The sequence below is a fragment of the Vibrio toranzoniae genome, assembly GCF_024347655.1.
Classification (GTDB): Bacteria; Pseudomonadota; Gammaproteobacteria; order Enterobacterales; family Vibrionaceae; genus Vibrio; species Vibrio toranzoniae.
Genome location: NZ_AP025514.1, coordinates 1760662 through 1778200, shown reverse-complemented (window position 1 = coordinate 1778200; position 17539 = coordinate 1760662). Strand labels below are relative to the sequence as shown.

Sequence of the window (17539 nt, the reverse complement as noted above, 5' to 3'; positions counted from 1 at the left end):
TCATCTGTTGTAATGGCTTTAGAACGGCACACTTGCTCAGGCACTTGTCATAGGAGAATCGAATGATTAGTCATCAATGGTAAAGTGTTGATAAAAAGGACTCTATTTAGATAGAAGGTGCTTTGAGATGGAAGTTGCCATGAATTAAATGGGTGTGGTCATTATATGCCACGGTTGGAAAAGTAACGCGTGGGTGATTCACCATAAACCCGACGAAACATTGCGATAAAATTACTTGGCGTTGCATAACCAAGAGCATACGCAACATCTCCAACTGACTCCCCGCGCGCCATCATTTCTAACGAATGTATTAGCAGTATTTGTTGCCGCCATTCGTTAAAACTCATATTTAATTCATTCCGAATCAACCTTCTTAATGTTCGAGATGAAATAGCTCCTATACTTGCCCAATGCTCGACAGAGTTCTTACTGCTTGGATCAATTAAAATCGCTTGGGTTACCTTTTGTAGCCGTGGATCTTTAGGCTGTGGAAAATAAAGTGATTCGTGAGGGCTTTTGCAGATTTCATCAGAAATAACGGCAAGGATTCGTAAATTTTGAACAGAAAGTTTCTCGGTTTTACTCCAGGTGGATGCTCTGCTCGACAGGGCTTTCAAGACATCCCTCATTTCGATCACGCAAGGTTTGGTTGGAAACTGATTGCAACTCTCAGGGGTAAATAGCAGTGATCGCCCCTTTAAAGACCCGCAAAAATACACACTGTGCATCGCACCTGGTGGTATCCATCCAGCACGGTGGGGCGGTAATACCCAAGTCCCTTCATCAGTTTTAACTTGTATTAGCCCTTGATCTATACAGAGTAGCTGGCCTCGATAATGCGTGTGCCAGTTATGCGGCCGTTTATCTAAATGATTAAAATCACTTCGTTCATGTTGCCACTCCTTGACTATTAATGTCGCACCATTTTCCCATTCACTGTAATCACAGTTTGTTCCTTGCTTTTCGCACTTCACGGTTGGCCACTATTCATTGTTTATTGTCCAATTAACGTTACCATGACAGGTTAGCTTTCACGTAACATTTCCGCAACTAACATACTGATTAAAAGCGGAGTCATTATGAGCGAACCTATCTTTATCTTATATTACATAGCTGCAGGTTTAGGGGTTGGTTTCCTTGCAGGGCTCGTTGGAGTAGGAGGGGGAGGAATGGCTGTTCCTATTTTTGCGTTTCTATTTTCAATACAAGGAGTAGCTAATAATGAAGTGATTCACCTAGCATTAGGAACGTCCATGGCTTCTATGATTATCACAACACTGGGGAGCATGCGCGCTCACTACAAAAAAAAGAATGTTGACTCAATCATGGTGATCAAAATGTTATGTGGAGTTTTAGTTGGTACATTTTGCGCTACATTCGTAGCATCCTATCTACAGGGGGCCTATTTAGCGGGTTTTTTCAGCGTATTTATGTTGTACATTGCTTATAAAATGTTTCGAAACACAGAGCATGAGTACAACCAAAATCCACATAGAGCCGTTGGTAATATCGCTATTGGTTCCGTGGTTGGTTCGGTTTCAGCACTTGTCTCAATAAGTGGTGCGGGTTTGATCATCCCTTATCTTGTCCAGCAAAATTTTGAGGTAAAACGTGCTATCGGCACATCTGCTGCCATAGGTTTTCCTATTGCGCTGTCTGGAAGCCTCGGGTACATGTTAAATGGCTGGGGAAATACAGACTGGGACAGTTTAATTTTAGGGTACATATATCTGCCAGCTATGATTAGCTTCTCCATTAGTAGTTATTTCACGACTAGCCTTGGCGTTCGTTGCGCTGACTATTTCCCGAGTAAAACACTTAAGAAGATAGTTGGTATTCTGTGTGTTCTTCTAAGTTTTAAAATGTTAATACAGGCACTCAATTAGGGTTATTCAAATAGAGCTAATTGGGCCTTATTACAGAAAAATCAAAAATGGCGTTGATAAAATGATCAAACTGAATTCATCATGAGTCTTGATGAATGGCTCTCAAGTCATGGTCAAACAGGCTCCCTCCTAACCTTCTCTTTATTTTACACATATATTGATAAACCTAAATCAGAGAGCGTTAGAAGGGGGCTAAGCAAAAAAGACTGGCTTACTTTGATGCTTCGTGCTGCTCAATCATGAACGCGATTGCTTCATCGCTTAAACAAGACTTGCTGACATACTGGCGCTGTTTACCGATATGAAGGATGAACCCTAAATCAGTTTGTTGAAGTTCGTCGATTTGATTCCACGCGATAGTATTCGTGGTTTTATGGTTTTTGTAACTCACTCCGTTAGCATCACCTTGAAAGACTATTTTGCTGCCAGCACCAGAGCTGATTCTTTGTCGCCATAACCACCAGGTTCTCTTGCAGTACACACTGAACGCTTCAATCACACTCAAAACAATAAAAAACCAGCCAACGTAACCGTTCGGTAGTAGCTCAAACTCTAATAGAACCACACCAAAAACAAGAAACAGTATTCCTTTTAAATAGGCTTTTGGAAATTGAGTCGGAACGCTAGTTTGATCATAACACTCCGCGAAAAACGCCTTGTCGAGGGTGTATTCTGTGGTGAAACCGGATTCTTTAGACATGTGTGGCTACTTTAATGCTCTTTGTGAATGGGCTTTCTGTAAATGGGTATTCTACGCCGTGCTCTCGCAACTCGAGCATTGTATCGTTTCTCGGTGCTTTTCTTTAGCGGTTTTGATTCTATTTTGTAAATCAATAATACCGTAGTGGATTACTCGTTGAGATAAACACACGACGCTAGGTATGCAATCTAATTTTTCACACAATAGTTATTGGCATATGCTAATAATGAGGCGTATTCTGAACTCCTAATCATCAATAACAGGAAGTAACCATGTTATACGCAGTACCTTGTCGCGATCTCCATGTCGGCAATCACTTTGCTCGTTCTCCTGAGATAGCCATTGTCGATGAGCGACAGCAAATCAAGCATCTTATCCCTTTGGGTGAGTCCGACAGCCCGTGTAATAAGAAGAAGCAATGGATGTCTGTCGTTAAATCTTACGATGTCAACGCTGTGGTGGTTCGACACATTGGGAAGAAGATGTTGGCGCACTTGTTCAACAACGATATTCGTGTTTTTGCGTCTAAAGGAAAGGCGGAAGTGGCTACTTTGAACTTCAACAATCTGCAAGAAGTCACCGATCTCGATTATGGTCGAGAGCCGCGAAATGTCGGGTGCGGCCATAGAACGTGCGGTGATAAAGGACACAAGAACAAAGCCTCGATTCTCACGCCCAAGTTGAACAGGTTCAGTGTAATTCGAGGTGTCCGTAAATGACCTTCTTACTGACACTATTGGGTTTTGTTGGAGTCATTTTTTTGATGGCGATAGGCGTTATTTTTTCACGTAAGCCAATCAAAGGCAGTTGTGGAGGACTCGCGCAGTTAGATATCGAGCGCGAATGCAATTGCAAAGATGTGTGTGAAGGACCAAGCCGAAAGCTGTATCAGATTACTGAGCCATCACATTAATATTCTTTGAGAGCCTCGAGATAAACAAAGTTAAAGCTTCGGATTATGAGTCTTGAATCACTAATGCATGGCCGTTGACGATGCACTTGGCCACTTTCGCTCGTGCACGTTTAATGATGTTGCCGAACGTTTGGCGAGACACCTGCATTTGCTCGGCGGCTTCAAGTTGGCTCAGACCTTCTTGATCCGCTAAGCGCAAGGCTTCCAATTCTTCTAACAGCAGTTCTTCCTTATGAAGCTCATCCATAGGAACACCATTGGGCTTGAAACAAGAGTAAGCCGCACGGGTACATAACTGGCGATGTTTTTTTGGTCGAGCCATATCAATCTCTAGGAATCTAAGGGTAAAAGGAATAAGGGTAAGTATGAAAGTTTTCATTCCTCACAACCATCGGCGCTGCCAAGTATGCAGCCAAAACTTCTTTTCAGACAGCCCAATTTGCTTTGAAGCAGTTAGCGAGCACGAGTCCTTAGCAAAGAATGAACCTTTAGCTGAATATGAAACGTTAATTAAGTATCAAGCTATCGCCAAGATTGTACCAACAGATAAAGCTGAGGGCTACGATGGCATTATGCAGGGCGGCATAGTCACTACGTTACACGACTGCGCGATGCTGCATTGCCTGTTCCAAAACAGTATCAATGCGATGACGGTGAGTTTAGCGTCTCGCTTTCATCATCCAATCACTATTGGTCAAGAGTTAGAAGTTCGCGCTCAATGGGTCAAACGCAAACGCAATATTCATTTCTTAGAGAGTAAAATCACTCAGAACGGAAGGTTGTGTTCGTCAGCACAAAGCCAGTTTATGTCAGTTTCTAGCTATCAAACTTAAGCTTGGTATAGCGGTGTTGCTTTATCAGTTATAAAAGTCCCACTACGGCTTCATCATCACGGGAAATAACCCGTATGAAGAAGAGATAAACCGCGCACTGCTGCAAATTCGGGAGTATTGGAAGTGACGTAAAATCTTAGTCGAATACTTTGCGGACAAGCAATCGACATCTGCGACATACGCCAAGGATTTTTGGTGGTTTTTCGTTACTGCTGGTCTGAACCAGAGGCTTTGTTTTTCTTGAAGTATTTGAACGCTGTCCAAACAACATAAGCGGCAACACCAACGATAAGCGCGGAGCGAAGGAGGATAGGTGCGTCATGCTCAAGTTGCCCAACGTGCGGAACAATGCTGGCAAACAATCGACTGGTAAACAGCAGCCCCATCACTAACATAATAACTTTATTCATGTGACCTGCCATTTCATTAGATGCGTTACAGAGAACCAGTTATCGGTGGGTTAAGTTATTAATGCCACCAAGAGCGGTTCTGCTTGGAAATAAAAGCATGCGCTTCTCAAGCTTAACCGTCAACGCGATATCAGTTGAAAACCAGTAAGCTAAAGTTTCGTTTTTGGAAGTGGGTTGTACTGCAAGGTGGAGTTAGCTTAAGAAATAAATAAGAGTGCCAAAAGAACCAAAGTTTTTACGACAGTATATTTGTTTATTACTAACGAGATAAAAACAGTGCCTTTATTCTCGGTAAAGTGGTTACCTTTGAGAGCTGTTAAGCCATTTTAAGATGATATTTTTATTTCAAGTTTATATTAGACTTTAATTGTATAATCTTGTTGGTTTTTAGTGATAAAAATTGAAGATAACGAAATGTTTGGGGCGATACGCTATGACCTTGCGGAATGTGATGTTGAGCAATCCCGTTTTATTTTTCATAAGCTAACCTTATCTCATATTGATATGAAATAGATTGAATTAATGTGAGTGAGTATGCCGTTTGGATTTGTTAAGTAACCTTTGGGCTGATCTGATATCGACTTTACTCAATGAAAAATCATATCAAATCAATGGCTAGTGGTTTTTGCTAGAGTGAGGTGGTGAATCACGCTCTATTTTAGCACAGTGTGACATGGACGGGTCGCACAATAAATTGGCTGTTATCTCGTTTAAATAGGGAAATATTTATGGCAGAGCAAGAGTATGATTACCCCGATTCGTATAATTTGATTTCAGTGACGGACCCTTCTAGCAAAATCAAGTATGCAAGCCCCCATTTTAATGAAGTCGCAGGCTATAAAGAAGGAGAGCTAATAGGTGAGTATCACAATGTGGTTCGTCATAGTGATATGCCTAAAGCCGCATTTAAGGACTTGTGGGGGCACATTCAGTCAGGCAATAACTGGATGGGTATGGTAAAAAACCAACGAAAAGGCGGCGGTTATTATTGGGTTGATGCTTTTGCTTCTCCTTTAAAAGAAGACAATGAGATTGTTGAGTATCAGTCTGTTCGGTTTAAACCAAAAAGAGAATATGTTGCACGAGCAGATAAAGCATATAGTACTTTGAATAAGGGAAAAACACCGCTTAAGCTTATATTACCTAAAACAAGGCTTTGGCAGCGTCAAACTTTCATTTCGATATTGTTAATGGGAGGTGTTTATGCGCTTCACCTTAATCAAGCCATAACGGTACTGCAAAGTTTCTTTATATTATTTTTGGCGGGGGCAATCTCAATTTATATTTTGACGCGCCGTTTAGAAAGTATTTGTAAAATAGCAAAAGAGGAATTTAACAACCCTCTGATGGAACATATTTATTTTGGTAAGGTGGATGATCTATCTGAAATTGCTTTGGGAATGAAAGCGCGGAAGCAATATACAAAAGCATTACTGGGTAGAATACGGATTTCGGTGAGTGACTCATGCGAAATGACCCTCAAGCAAGCGAATAAAACGGCAGAATCGAACGCTACTGTGTCTGAAAATCTGGAAAACCAAAAGACAGAAATTGATATGGCAGCTACTGCTATCAACGAAATGCAGGCGGCGTCAAGTGAAATCTCTCAAAATGCGCAAGGTACGTTGGATTCTACTTTTAGTACGCAGCAAGAGCTTTTATCTTGTCAGAAAGAGTTAAACCAAGTCGAAGAAAATTTTGTCGACCTCACTAATGAATTGGATAACATATCGACAATATCTCTTTCTGTAGAAAGGGAGACGCAGCAAATTAGTTCCGTTATAGAGATGATCAACGCGATTGCAAACCAAACCAATCTGTTAGCACTTAATGCCGCGATAGAAGCCGCACGTGCGGGCGATTCAGGAAGAGGGTTCTCGGTAGTGGCGGATGAGGTAAGAGTGCTTGCTCAAAAAACGCAAGAAGCAACAACAGAGATCCAAGCTGTTATTGAAAAGTTATGCGCAGGAAGTGGCCAGTCAGTCATTGCCGTTAACAATGGTACTGAAAAAGCGAAGCGGACTCAGAGTACGATTCAATCAACCCTAGAAAGTCTCACTTCATTGAGTGAAAAAGTACAGGGAGTGGTTGATAGGAATAATCAGATAGCCGTAGCTATTGAAGAGCAAGTCAATGTATCAGAAGAGATTAACCAGAATATTCTTTCTATTCACAGTAAAGCAGAAGCTTCGCACACTCTAATGGAAGACAGTAAAAAGCAATATGAGCAAAGTGTGTTCAGTTTGAATGAGTTAAGAAAAGGAGTGGCTCGATTTTAAACTTAATTGAGCAAGTGGTTAGCTGGTTTTGGTTATACATTCTTCAAGCCTAGAGTAGGTAATTAGGGTTGCTTTTCGAAGATGCTTGTTTAAACGAATAGCTACGCAAATAGACAGCTAAAAGGGAGCGATCTTGATGATGAGAGATTTGTTTTTCTTTGTTTATTATTCTGATTTATGATCGCATGCAATCTTAGGGAGACAAATGTCCTCCTTTTTGTTTCTATCGGCGCAATAAGATAGGTGCTACTAAAAAAACAAATAATAAAGGACATCCCTATGGACCTATTCGCCCTACTTGATATCAACAATACTCTAGTCAATATCCCAATAGGTGATGGCTATGCAATGAGCTGGATCGAAGCCTTCGGTACTGTATTTGGCCTGTTGTGTATTTGGTTTGCAAGCCAAGAGAAAACCATTAACTACTTGTTCGGATTACTGAATGTCACCTTATTTGCGGTTATCTTTTTCCAAATTCAGTTATACGGACTTTTACTTCTTCAACTCTTTTTCTTCTGTGCCAACATTTACGGTTGGTACGCATGGACACGACCTAATGAGCAAGGTGAAACACTAGAAGTTCGTTGGTTGAGCCAAAATAAGCTCGTAGCAACGGCTGCAGCGTGTGCGATTTCGATTGCTTTGCTAACTATGTACATCGACCCATTCTTCTTTGCGCTAGCAAACATCGCGGTTGATAGCCTGAACCTATTTGGTGCGGATTTAGCGGAGCCAGTGCTTGAACCGGATGCGTTCCCATTCTGGGATGCGACCATGACCATTTTATCGATTGTTGCTCAAGTTCTTATGACACGTAAGTATGTTGAAAACTGGATACTTTGGATTGTAATTAACATTATCAGTGTTGGTATTTATGCGACGCAGGGCGTTTACGCAATGTCTGTTCAATACGCTATTTTGATGTTTATTGCGGCGAACGGTACTCGTGAGTGGGCTCGTACAGCTAAACGCAACAGTGATAAATCACTGACTCAAGCAACGGCTTCTTAGGAGTTAAAATGGCAAAGCAACCTCATATTGGTATTGATGAAACGCAAATTGCTCCGTTAGTCATTGTTTGTGGCGAGCCAGATAGAGCGAATCGCATTGCGAATTTACTTGAGCATGCTGAGTTGGTATCTGAAAACCGTGAATATCGAATTTTCACGGGTACCTATCAAGGTAAAGCGATATCGGTTTGCAGTACGGGCATTGGTTCACCTTCGATGATTATTGCAGTCGAAGAGCTTAATTTTTGTGGTGTAACCCATATCGTCCGAGTCGGCTCTGCGGGTGCGATGCAATCTCACATAGGACTTGGTGAATTGATTGTCGCAGAGGGTGCGGTTCGCGATGAGGGTGGCTCTGCGGCTTACGTTAAACCGTCGTATCCGGCTTATGCGAGCTTCTCTCTGCTGAAAGAGCTTGATGGGTTCTTACAACAACAATCAACACCTTACTATTTAGGAACGGTTCGCTCACACGACAGCTTTTATACGGATGACGAACAAGCACTTTGTCAGTATTGGAATGGTAAAGGCATTTTGGGGGCAGACATGGAAACATCGGCACTGTTTACTGTTGGGCGCTTGAGAGGGGTTAATGTCGCTTCCATCCTGAACAATGTTGTTTTGTACGAACAAGATGTAAAAGACGGCGTTGGGCAGTATGTCGATGAAGCAAAAGTGATGATGGAAGGTGAACGACTCGCGTCATTAGCGGCGTTGGAAGCGTTAATCGTTCAGTAAGAGCTGCAATAAACTGAAGGTAAAAGCGATGGGAGACCGTCGCTTTTTTATTGTTCTCTCCATTGGTTTAAGCGGCTACAATAACATCAACATCAACATCAACATCAACATCAACATCAACAGCAATTCATGCAATGAGAGACAGTTAGTATGAAGATCGAACCATACTCAAGCGGACGTTTTAAAAACTACCTAGAACAGAAAAGCTCTGAATTTAAAGCTCTCATCTACCAACACCAAGTGAGTTCGCGTTACTTTGATAAGAATGACGAAATTTTGCGTCAAGGAAAGCAGCTTCAGTATCTCTATGTTGTACCAGCAGGGCGAGTTTCTATGAGTATCTCTGCGGCTAATGGGCGACGCTTTCAGCTGGGGGAAGTGAATTGCGATTATCATATCTTTGGCGAGATGGAGTTCTTCACTCAAACGCCTTGCCAATGGAATGTACTGGCAGATGAACACATGCAGGTTGATGTTATTTGTATCCAGAAACTATCAGAAGCGCTCCATGAAAATCCGGAGATGATGTTCTTTTTCGCCTCAGCACTGGCCGAAGATTATCAAGACTCTATGGGGATTTACACCAACCGTCTTTTACACTCGATTACCTACAACATTGCCTACGATTTGTTGGTGCAAAGCCAGACCAATACCGTGTTAGGCGGCTTCGATAGAGTGAATCAAGAAGCGGAACGCTTTGGCACATCGAGCCGAGTATACCGTAGAGCAGTCAAAGACTTACTCGATAAAGGCTTCATCAATAAAGGGAAACAAGGGTTGGAGATTGTTGACCTACAAGCACTTCAAGTCTTTATTGATTTGTATGAGTGAATCAAAGACCCCGTAATTGCGAGGTCTAGTGTTTTATTTAACAGCATTAAATCCGCTAGCTTTTGCTAATTGAATTGGTTGCATGTCAGCACCGTTAGTGTGCTGACTAATTACGTTATGAAGGTCTTGTTCATACAGATCTAACCATGCATAGCGCTCGCGATATAGTTTTCGTTTCTGACGTTTCAGTGCCTCTAGGTCTTTTCTCGTTGACTGGATAGGCAGAACATAAAAACATTTGTCGTGTTGTTGCCCGTCGTGCTCTTCCCATAAGCAGTTGTATTTAAGACTTATCTCTTTTCCTTTCTTCCCATAGCGTAATGAATTCGAAACGTGTCCTGTTTCGTTGACCGCATAGATGTGATTAATGCCTAAACTGGTCGCCATTAATCGAAGGGTTTCGACCATGAAGGACTTGGGTCTTAAACCATAAAATTCCTTTGTGAATGCGCGGCTAAAACCGTTGTCATTTGCTCCGCCTTGAACGCCACCAATGTAGATGTCATTGTTAAAAACAGAGAATGATATGGTGTACATTTTGTTCAAGATGGAATCAGTAAGGGATAGAGTGAGCTCACCTTCTTTTCTCGAATTTCTTTCAAAACTAAGGTTAAGAAAGTAGATTTGGTCGCCGATTTCTAGCTCTAAAAGGTTAAGCCTTTCGTTATATATTTTATGGCGAGCTTCTGTTGTGAACTTGTCTTCGAACCAATCATAATGCTTTGATAGTATTTCGATTTTCTCTTTTTTACTGAAGTCAGTACACAAGTAAGGGGTTACAAACTTAGAGAGGAAATTTGGCTGCCTTTTGAATAAGAGTTTTCTTTCGACAGAGCTGAAATTCTCATTCATTTTTTTAGTATCTGAATAATAAAACAGTGCACGAGCAGCGAACTTAATTATCGCTTTGTACTTTCCCTTATTCTTATGGACATTAGCGTCAATTCCCATGCGAACTACATTCATAATCACCTCAACAAAGAAGCACAACACAAACACATCAGTGCTGCAAACGACTTCTTTTCTTCTCATAAACAACAAGGGAGATGATGATAATGAAAAGTGTCTTTGGGGTATGTATGGATATGTATAGCAATGTAATTGAGCCAGTTACTTAGTGGGTAGATCTTGTTCTATTGACGTAGGTGGAATCAGAGCTATAAGGAATTGGATATGCGAGCTAGGAGGTTTACTGTATTCTATATAGATTAGTCATATGTCGTCTTTGTATCAGACCGCGACCACATAAAGTAACCAATGAGCCAAGTGGCAGTATCGCCGGAGATAGTTGTTAGACGCAAAACCATTGTTATAGCTAAGGAAGCTTCAGGACCGTAAATGGGGTGAAGTAAGCTAATCAGAACGAACTCCCGCACACCTATACCAGCGGGAGAACCAGGGGTAAAAAAGCCTACAATCCAAGCGACTGCAAAAATACTGCCTAGCGTTAAGATATCGGAAGCCCAAAGATCGAATAGTATTGCACCGAGTAAATATATTATTGCACCCAATATCAAATGATTAAAAAAGTAAGTAACCAAACTTGCTGTGACAACCGGTAGTGTAGGGAGTGTGAGGTTTTCTCTTGGCACTACCTCTTGCCTAAGTAAAAACCAAGAACCAATTCGATTAAACCAGTGTCTGAAAATGACTGGACCCAAAAAAATGGAAACTCCAGTTAACACGAGTACTATTACTGTTGCTTGTGTCGATGATACTTCTATGAAGTCGTTCTTATTGTGGGTTGCGTAATAAATAGCCAAACAAACAACGACTCCAATAACCCAAATAGTTTCGATAAGCATACTCAGGAGTACTCTGCTACGTTTCAAATGTAACTTTTCTGATAGTACTAGTCGTCCTATATGGTGGGCTACGTTGCCAGGTAAGTATTTTGCTAGTTGGGCAATTAGGTATATTGAAATAACCTGAGTGGCACTGCCCTTAGGTTCTCCTATCGATCTTAGTAGGTAGTAACTAACCAATCCGCCATTCATTGTAGTTAAACAATAAAGAAGAATACTTCCTATTAGCACAAGTAGTAAGTCATAATTCCAATATACGGAGTGCCAGATTGATAGCTTGGTAAAGGATTGATAAACGAACCAGATAATGAGTAAGGTTGACAGAAGCCAGCCTAATCTCTTAGCCTGTTCTCGTATATTTATCACGTAAAGATTATTCCGACTAAATTATTTTGGTATTTTTGATTTATCATTTGCTAACCTCTCCTCAATTTTTTCAATTCGATAAAGCAACTTTTCCATTAACTTTCGATTAAAGCTTACTAGATCTGCAACAAACCCAACAATCAAGGTGAGAAAGCCGAGGATTAATAATGTACTGCCAAGTAGTAGTGATTGGATGTGTCCATCACCTGCTCCAATCATAAAGAAGTATAGGAAACGAACAATTGGCATTAAGCCTGTCACGGTCATGATGCAACCGACAATAAAAAAAACGCGTAATGGTTTGTACATTGTATATATGCGAATCAAGGTAGAAATAGACATTCTTAAAAAAGTTGGGAATGCTCGAAAAGAGTCTAGATTCTCGTGTTTTTTTGTTAGTTCGGATTGGAATAGATATTACATTGAGCTTTTTTGCACTAGCTTGTATGAGCATTTCTATAGTGTAACTGAACTCTGACACTATGTTTATTTGCTGCGCTGCCGGTCTTGATATGGCACGAAAGCCGCTAACCGAATCTTTTACATCCAAGCCTGTTGCTTTTGAAATAATGTAGCTACCAAAGACTTGAAGAGTCCGCTTGGAAAAGGAGAAATGTTTATTGTCATATCCCCCTCTGTCTCCGACAACGATATCAGCTCTATTAGCTAGTATTGGCTCGACTAATTTAGGAATGTCCAAACCGTTATATTGGTTGTCTCCATCAGTATTAACAATGATGTCGGCCTTATGTTTGATACATGCTTCTAAACCAAGGTGAAAAGTGTAGGCTAACCCCTTATTCTTGTTGCTACTTACTATATGCTGGACACCTAACTTTTTTGCTAAAGTTACTGTCCCATCTGTAGAACCGTCATCTATGACAAGTATCTCTATATTGTCAATACCCGAAATTTTAGACGGTAAATCATCGATAACCGATTTGAGGTTACTAGCTTCGTTATAGCAGGGAATTTGAATAATAAGTTTCAATCATGCCACCTTTATGATTTGATGTATTAAAATCCGTTGAATATTCGCAAATTTCGCTCGAATTCCACAGGTCTATACAAGTTTTTGCCCCAACGGAGGGTATATACTCCGGGTTCCTCTGAAACTTGGAGTGTGTGTTCTCCTTTTGATAAAGCAATTGTTTCTTGGGGGCTAACGGTTTCGCTATTAATCATGACCTTCGAACTTGACTCTAACGTGTAATCACCAGGTATATTTAACTTGAACGTCAAACTCGTATTCTCTTGATTTAGGACTAAAACTTTACCTGCGACATAAATTTCGTTCCAATGCGGTATGTAATTGTTTTCTATGGCAAGTATGTCTCTCCCTAGCAGAGGGGAATACTCTGCTAGGGAGTTATCTTCACGAACAAATTCTAGGTATTCAGAATTTATAATCAAAAATATAGGCTCGTGATTTTCAATAGCAAGTTCAAGTATAGGTTGTTCTGCCAACCAATACTTTTCCATTCCCCACGAACTCATAAAAAATCCCTTTTGTGGGTATGATGAAACCATGGAGCATCTATCTATATAAGCGACAGGTTTTGGGAATGTTTTGTGTACAACTTCTAATAAATTATATTGATAATCTAAATTTCTAACGTATGGCTGGTAAATATTTTGAATAACAATATTAGTTATAAATAAAAGAAGAATGCCGCGACCGATACTAATGTATGTTGTTCTAATTTTTTTCTGACTCCATTTATCCCAAGCAACACCACAGAAAACACAGGCTGGGGCTAGCATGAATGAGTAAAAATATGGAAATGCATTTCGGTAAATAAGTAATGAAGTCAATGGGATAATTAGGGTTATGAGTTTAAGTTTTTCTATCTTTGTATCAATATTGGTTTTCTTATTGATGGATTTCAGATAATAGAAAACGCCACAAGATAAGGTAAACCAGAATCCCATGTCTGTGCCCAATGTATATATAAAATAACTAAGCCTAGGAAAAAATATTTTATGATTTAATGTTTTATCAGCACCATCAATCATCGCAACAATGTCATGGTTAGTGGTGTTAGCAATACTGTTGGAGTGCCAGAGGTAGAGCATACTGAACGCAAGAGCGCTGAATATTAGGTATCGAACATAGCGAACAATAGTCCGGCGTCTATCTGATGAGCGGAGAATTGAAAGTAAAGCAATTAGGGCTAAAGTAGGCAGGTAGAACACCGACTTTAATGTAACTAAGAATGCTACTGCTGTAAGCACCGAAGCGACCAAAGACTGCCTCAGAGAATATTCCACTCTTAAAACATAATCTAAACTAGCCATCAAACAAAACGTAGCAATAGGATCCGCCCGAAAACTGGCCCCCATTCGAATGACAAATGAAAAGGAAAAGTAAGTTAATACAGCAAATAAAGATGCAGAGTAGGTAAAATAGTTTCGACAAATTCTAAATAGAAAAAAACCGGTTGCTACTTGAAGACACAGCATCACACTACGAGCAGCTATGATTTGTTTTACTTCATTTTCAGACACCCACCTTAACCAACTAAAAAAGTGCACATGTAACGTCTGAAAGCTGCTTATAGTTTCGCCGGATAAAAACTGGTGAACAAACGATAAGTAGTAGAATTCATCCCAGTTAATCTCATAGTTTAATACGTTGTGTAGGCGAAAAATTATTGCTAGGAGTATCAAAGAAAACAGAATGAATTTGTCATTAAACGATGCTCTTTCAGTGAGGATTGAATGATGTTTTCTCTCAGGGTGAACAAACATATTCTGTTACCTTAATGCGATTAATTCTTATCTATTCGATCTGACGACTCTGGTTTGTTTTTGTAACTATAGTCGTTTTAGTCGTCATTACTGTTCTAGAAGTGAATGATGTATGCATTTTGTTAACGGTTTATCCACTATTGCACTAAGATAAATGTATGAAATCACACTGTTTTGATGGTGCTACGGATGGTGCATATTTTAATTGGTACTCGTGCTCAACTCATAAAAATGCTTCCAATTATGAGGAAGTTGCAAGATCAAGGCATTGAATACAACTTCATCTTTATGGCTCAGCACCGAGAAACAATATTCGAAATATTACAAGAGTTCGGAATCAAAGATCCTGACTACATATTAGGTGATGAAGGGCAAGATATTGTTCGCAGTCTTCAGATGTTATGTTGGTCGATTAAGGTTCTCTGGGTGGGAATTAAGGACAAGCGAAAGGTATTTAAGGGCGATCAAAAAGGGGTCGTGCTTATACATGGCGATGCCCCTCCTTTATTGCTGGGGGCCATCTTGGCCAAATGTCAAAAACTAAGAGTGGCTTCAGTTGAAGCTGGACTTCGTTCCTTCAACCTATTAAAGCCTTTCCCTGAAGAGTTGATTCGAGTCATCACGGCTAAACTAGGTCTTGTTGATATTTTTTATTGCCAAGACTCTGTTTCTGTAGCGAATGTCCAAAATTATAATAAGCATGTAGTCAATACAGAGGGCAATTCGATTGTTGACACGATTCGACTAGCCAGTGAAATCAATAAGCATTCGATTAATATGGATTCTACCCATAAAAAGCGTTTTGCTATTGTGTCGCTTCATCGATTTGAAACCATTTCAAGTCGCGATGGCTTAGTAAAGATTGTTGGGATTATAGAGAAAATAACCACGTTAATTGAAGTAAAGTTTATTCTGCACCCTCCAACTCGAGAGGCTCTAAAGAAGCATGATTTGTATAGTTCGTTGGAAAAAAATAACAGATTAGAACTGATTCCGAGAAAGACATTTTTGCAATTTAATGAACTTATCTTAAATGCTGAATTTATGGTCACTGATGGTGGTAGTAACCAAGAAGAGTGTGCATTTCTTGGAATTCCATGCTTAATTATTCGAAATGAAACAGAGAGAAGGGATGGGCTTGGTGAAAACGCGGTTCTTTCATATTTTAAATACGACGTTATTAATGACTTTATAGAAAACAACGCTGATTATCGTCGCCCCAGACAAACTCTTGAAAGAAGCCCTAGTGAAATCATCATTGATGACCTCGTTAAGACGTTGTGACAGACATATATTATGTATTTGAATAATATTACTAGTACAGATGGGAAATCAAAAAGTTAATTTGTGCCACTGCAAGACTGCAGTGGCATTAAAAGTAGAATAAACTATAACGCTAACAGTTTGGCTAATTCACGCTCTTCAAGAAGCACTTCAATGCGTTGACGGACTTTAGGCGCTTCAGCGGGTGCTTTGGTTGACTTGCCTGCTTTCTTACTGCGACTGGTTTTCGCTTTTTCCTTTGGCGTAGTCATCGTAAATTTCCTTGTTTGTTTGCTTCGTTAAAGGTTACACGCCTCTTTTAGTGCTTTTCCTGCTTTAAAGGCTGGCGCTTTTGATTCGGATATTTGAATTTCTTCTCCTGTGCGTGGGTTACGGCCAGTACGGGCGGCACGGGTGTTAACTTTAAAGCTACCAAATCCTAGTATCGCTACGTCATCACCTTTAGCTAGTGTACCAGAGATACCTTCAACGAGAGCACTTAACGCTGAACCCGCTTGCTCTTTTGAGATATCAGCAGAAGTAGCGATGTGTTCAACTAATTGAGATTTGTTCATATTCTATATTCCTTATTGAGTACGGCAGGTGCTTATTCTTACACCGAGCTTGTTCTATCTTAGCAATAGGGACTGAAATGGTGTTAACGCTTGAGTAGGGTTTTGTAAAGTAATCAACAAGATTGATGATAAAACCCTTTTCAGTTCGATTAATTGCAACCCTTTAATTAGTAGTCGCTTAAAGCTTGGTTATCTAAGTTTATTCGAGAAATGTGACCTCAAACTTATCGTTTGGTTCATAAGTTCAATCGTAAGCCGCAGCCTAACGAGGCGACAGAGACTGAAAGCCCAGCGATAAGCTGGGCTTTCAGTCATACAGTGAGGGACAGTGTCTAGACTATTTAGTAACAAAAATTTGTTCTGTTTCTAGCGAGGTCATGGAGCGGACTTGGCGCCAGATGTAATAGAAAATACCAAGCATCATTAAAAGGCTTGGTATGGCAATCGCTGGGTAGCTGTAAAGTGTCAACTTACCAAGTTCTTCATTAAAGGCTGGTGTTCCTGTAGGGCTTGTTACAATCCAAGTTGCTAGAAAATAGTTCATCGCAGAAGAGAATGCGAAAGTGCTGGCGAACAGGTAATTTGATGTCATCAGACAACGGTAAAACTGCGCTTGGTTGCCGAACTGCCTTAAGCGCTCTTCAATCAGAGGAGTGTTTAGTAGCGCAGGCGTGAAGATGACTTTTTGTATAAATGGGTATCGAGTGAACGTCGATCCAAGAACCGCTAAACCTATTAAGCCTGGGATCAGGGCTTCTTTTAACGCTAACCAGCGAGTGTCCAGCTCGAAGAAACCGATGCCGCCCGTTAATAGTACGCTAACAAAGCCAAGGGCCGCGATGAAGTTAAATTTTTTGTTACGTATGAGCTCCATACCACCATAAGCGATAGGGAAGGATAGCGCGACAAGTAATGCTAAACCCGTTCCAAGGTGTTCATCTCCACTGAACTTCATTAGGATGAAAGAAGGGAGAAATACGTTAAAAAGAATCTCGAATAGAGGGCTCGATTGTTTGTTTTCTGTGTTACTCATAATTCTAAATACATTATGTTATGGATTTATTCTCTGGGATTGTTCTTTACCCAGTCCTAGATGTAAAGCACTAAGGCTTCATGCTATGTAACGACATGTGACACTAATGGAAATATATTAATGTCAGCCTAAGTATAACCCAT

At 40.4% G+C, this 17539-nt stretch carries 20 protein-coding genes; 9 read left to right on the top strand and 11 right to left on the bottom strand.

The annotated features are described in order from the left end of the window. Nucleotides 1–161: 161 nt before the first annotated feature. Nucleotides 162–974, bottom strand: coding sequence for an AraC family transcriptional regulator (locus tag OCU50_RS07840; protein WP_060467864.1), 813 nt, complete (start codon nt 972–974; stop codon nt 162–164). Between the two features lie 105 nt (nt 975–1079). Here OCU50_RS07840 and OCU50_RS07835 point away from each other — a divergent pair, with 105 nt between their 5' ends. Next, nucleotides 1080–1886 carry a sulfite exporter TauE/SafE family protein gene (locus OCU50_RS07835; RefSeq protein ID WP_060467863.1) on the top strand — a complete coding sequence of 269 codons (807 nt, stop codon included), beginning with the start codon at nt 1080–1082 and terminating at the stop codon, nt 1884–1886. A gap of 211 nt (nt 1887–2097) precedes the next feature. On the opposite strand, the gene OCU50_RS07830 is transcribed toward OCU50_RS07835, so the two are convergent. Continuing rightward, the gene (locus tag OCU50_RS07830) at nt 2098–2586 is read right to left on the bottom strand and encodes a YcxB family protein (RefSeq protein WP_060467862.1); all 489 of its coding nucleotides are present in this window, start codon (nt 2584–2586) and stop codon (nt 2098–2100) included. Between the two features lie 272 nt (nt 2587–2858). Between OCU50_RS07830 and OCU50_RS07825 the strand changes: the two genes are divergently transcribed. Together OCU50_RS07825 and nqrM are read left to right on the top strand one after the other, a co-directional pair. Continuing rightward, nucleotides 2859–3305: a NifB/NifX family molybdenum-iron cluster-binding protein gene (locus OCU50_RS07825; protein WP_060467861.1), complete on the top strand. Its 447-nt coding sequence runs from the start codon at nt 2859–2861 to the stop codon at nt 3303–3305. Then, nucleotides 3302–3499, top strand: a complete 198-nt coding sequence (gene nqrM, locus OCU50_RS07820; protein ID WP_060467860.1) for a (Na+)-NQR maturation NqrM — start codon at nt 3302–3304, stop codon at nt 3497–3499. The genes OCU50_RS07825 and nqrM overlap by 4 nt, the downstream gene beginning before the upstream one ends. A 43-nt stretch (nt 3500–3542) precedes the next feature. Here the strand turns inward: nqrM and OCU50_RS07815 are convergent, their stop codons facing one another. Continuing rightward, nucleotides 3543–3821, bottom strand: a complete 279-nt coding sequence (locus OCU50_RS07815; protein ID WP_060467975.1) for a DUF134 domain-containing protein — start codon at nt 3819–3821, stop codon at nt 3543–3545. A 43-nt stretch (nt 3822–3864) separates the two neighbouring features. Here OCU50_RS07815 and OCU50_RS07810 point away from each other — a divergent pair, with 43 nt between their 5' ends. Beyond that, complete coding sequence (locus tag OCU50_RS07810) at nt 3865–4332, top strand: PaaI family thioesterase (RefSeq protein ID WP_060467859.1); 468 nt, start codon at nt 3865–3867, stop codon at nt 4330–4332. Between the two features lie 206 nt (nt 4333–4538). Here OCU50_RS07810 and OCU50_RS07805 read toward each other — a convergent pair whose 3' ends face one another. Then, entirely contained in the window at nt 4539–4742 is a 204-nt protein-coding gene (locus OCU50_RS07805; RefSeq protein WP_060467858.1) for a hypothetical protein, read from the bottom strand. A 728-nt stretch (nt 4743–5470) separates the two neighbouring features. On the opposite strand from OCU50_RS07805, the gene OCU50_RS07800 reads away from it, so the two are divergent. The 4 genes from OCU50_RS07800 to OCU50_RS07785 all read left to right on the top strand — a co-directional run bounded on the left by OCU50_RS07800 (nt 5471) and on the right by OCU50_RS07785 (nt 9603). Beyond that, nucleotides 5471–7021, top strand: a complete 1551-nt coding sequence (locus OCU50_RS07800; protein ID WP_060467857.1) for a methyl-accepting chemotaxis protein — start codon at nt 5471–5473, stop codon at nt 7019–7021. A gap of 279 nt (nt 7022–7300) precedes the next feature. Beyond that, nucleotides 7301–8035, top strand: coding sequence for a nicotinamide riboside transporter PnuC (pnuC, locus tag OCU50_RS07795; protein ID WP_017065475.1), 735 nt, complete (start codon nt 7301–7303; stop codon nt 8033–8035). A gap of 8 nt (nt 8036–8043) precedes the next feature. Further along, the gene (locus OCU50_RS07790; RefSeq protein WP_060467856.1) at nt 8044–8772 is read left to right on the top strand and encodes a nucleoside phosphorylase; all 729 of its coding nucleotides are present in this window, start codon (nt 8044–8046) and stop codon (nt 8770–8772) included. Between the two features lie 150 nt (nt 8773–8922). After that, entirely contained in the window at nt 8923–9603 is a 681-nt protein-coding gene (locus OCU50_RS07785) for a Crp/Fnr family transcriptional regulator (protein WP_060467855.1), read from the top strand. A gap of 33 nt (nt 9604–9636) precedes the next feature. Here OCU50_RS07785 and OCU50_RS07780 read toward each other — a convergent pair whose 3' ends face one another. From OCU50_RS07780 to OCU50_RS07765, 4 genes are all read right to left on the bottom strand, one after another. Further along, entirely contained in the window at nt 9637–10569 is a 933-nt protein-coding gene (locus OCU50_RS07780; protein WP_153011317.1) for a VirK/YbjX family protein, read from the bottom strand. Nucleotides 10570–10811: 242 nt separating this feature from the next. Further along, nucleotides 10812–11774: a lysylphosphatidylglycerol synthase domain-containing protein gene (locus OCU50_RS07775; RefSeq protein WP_060467853.1), complete on the bottom strand. Its 963-nt coding sequence runs from the start codon at nt 11772–11774 to the stop codon at nt 10812–10814. Between the two features lie 202 nt (nt 11775–11976). After that, nucleotides 11977–12765: a glycosyltransferase family 2 protein gene (locus tag OCU50_RS07770; protein WP_235588145.1), complete on the bottom strand. Its 789-nt coding sequence runs from the start codon at nt 12763–12765 to the stop codon at nt 11977–11979. 26 nt (nt 12766–12791) lie between these two features. Further along, nucleotides 12792–14282 (bottom strand): hypothetical protein, encoded by a 1491-nt coding sequence (locus OCU50_RS07765; protein WP_235588144.1) that lies wholly within the window; start codon nt 14280–14282, stop codon nt 12792–12794. A 432-nt stretch (nt 14283–14714) separates the two neighbouring features. Between OCU50_RS07765 and OCU50_RS07760 the strand changes: the two genes are divergently transcribed. After that, complete coding sequence (locus OCU50_RS07760) at nt 14715–15809, top strand: UDP-N-acetylglucosamine 2-epimerase (protein ID WP_060467851.1); 1095 nt, start codon at nt 14715–14717, stop codon at nt 15807–15809. A gap of 104 nt (nt 15810–15913) precedes the next feature. Here the strand turns inward: OCU50_RS07760 and OCU50_RS07755 are convergent, their stop codons facing one another. The 3 genes from OCU50_RS07755 to OCU50_RS07745 all read right to left on the bottom strand — a co-directional run bounded on the left by OCU50_RS07755 (nt 15914) and on the right by OCU50_RS07745 (nt 17396). Further along, entirely contained in the window at nt 15914–16060 is a 147-nt protein-coding gene (locus tag OCU50_RS07755; protein WP_167346762.1) for a hypothetical protein, read from the bottom strand. Nucleotides 16061–16087: 27 nt separating this feature from the next. Further along, on the bottom strand, nt 16088–16363 hold the full coding sequence (locus OCU50_RS07750) for an HU family DNA-binding protein (RefSeq protein ID WP_060467850.1): 276 nt from the start codon (nt 16361–16363) through the stop codon (nt 16088–16090). Between the two features lie 337 nt (nt 16364–16700). Next, nucleotides 16701–17396, bottom strand: coding sequence for a VC0807 family protein (locus tag OCU50_RS07745; protein ID WP_060467849.1), 696 nt, complete (start codon nt 17394–17396; stop codon nt 16701–16703). Between the last annotated feature and the right edge of the window lie 143 nt (nt 17397–17539).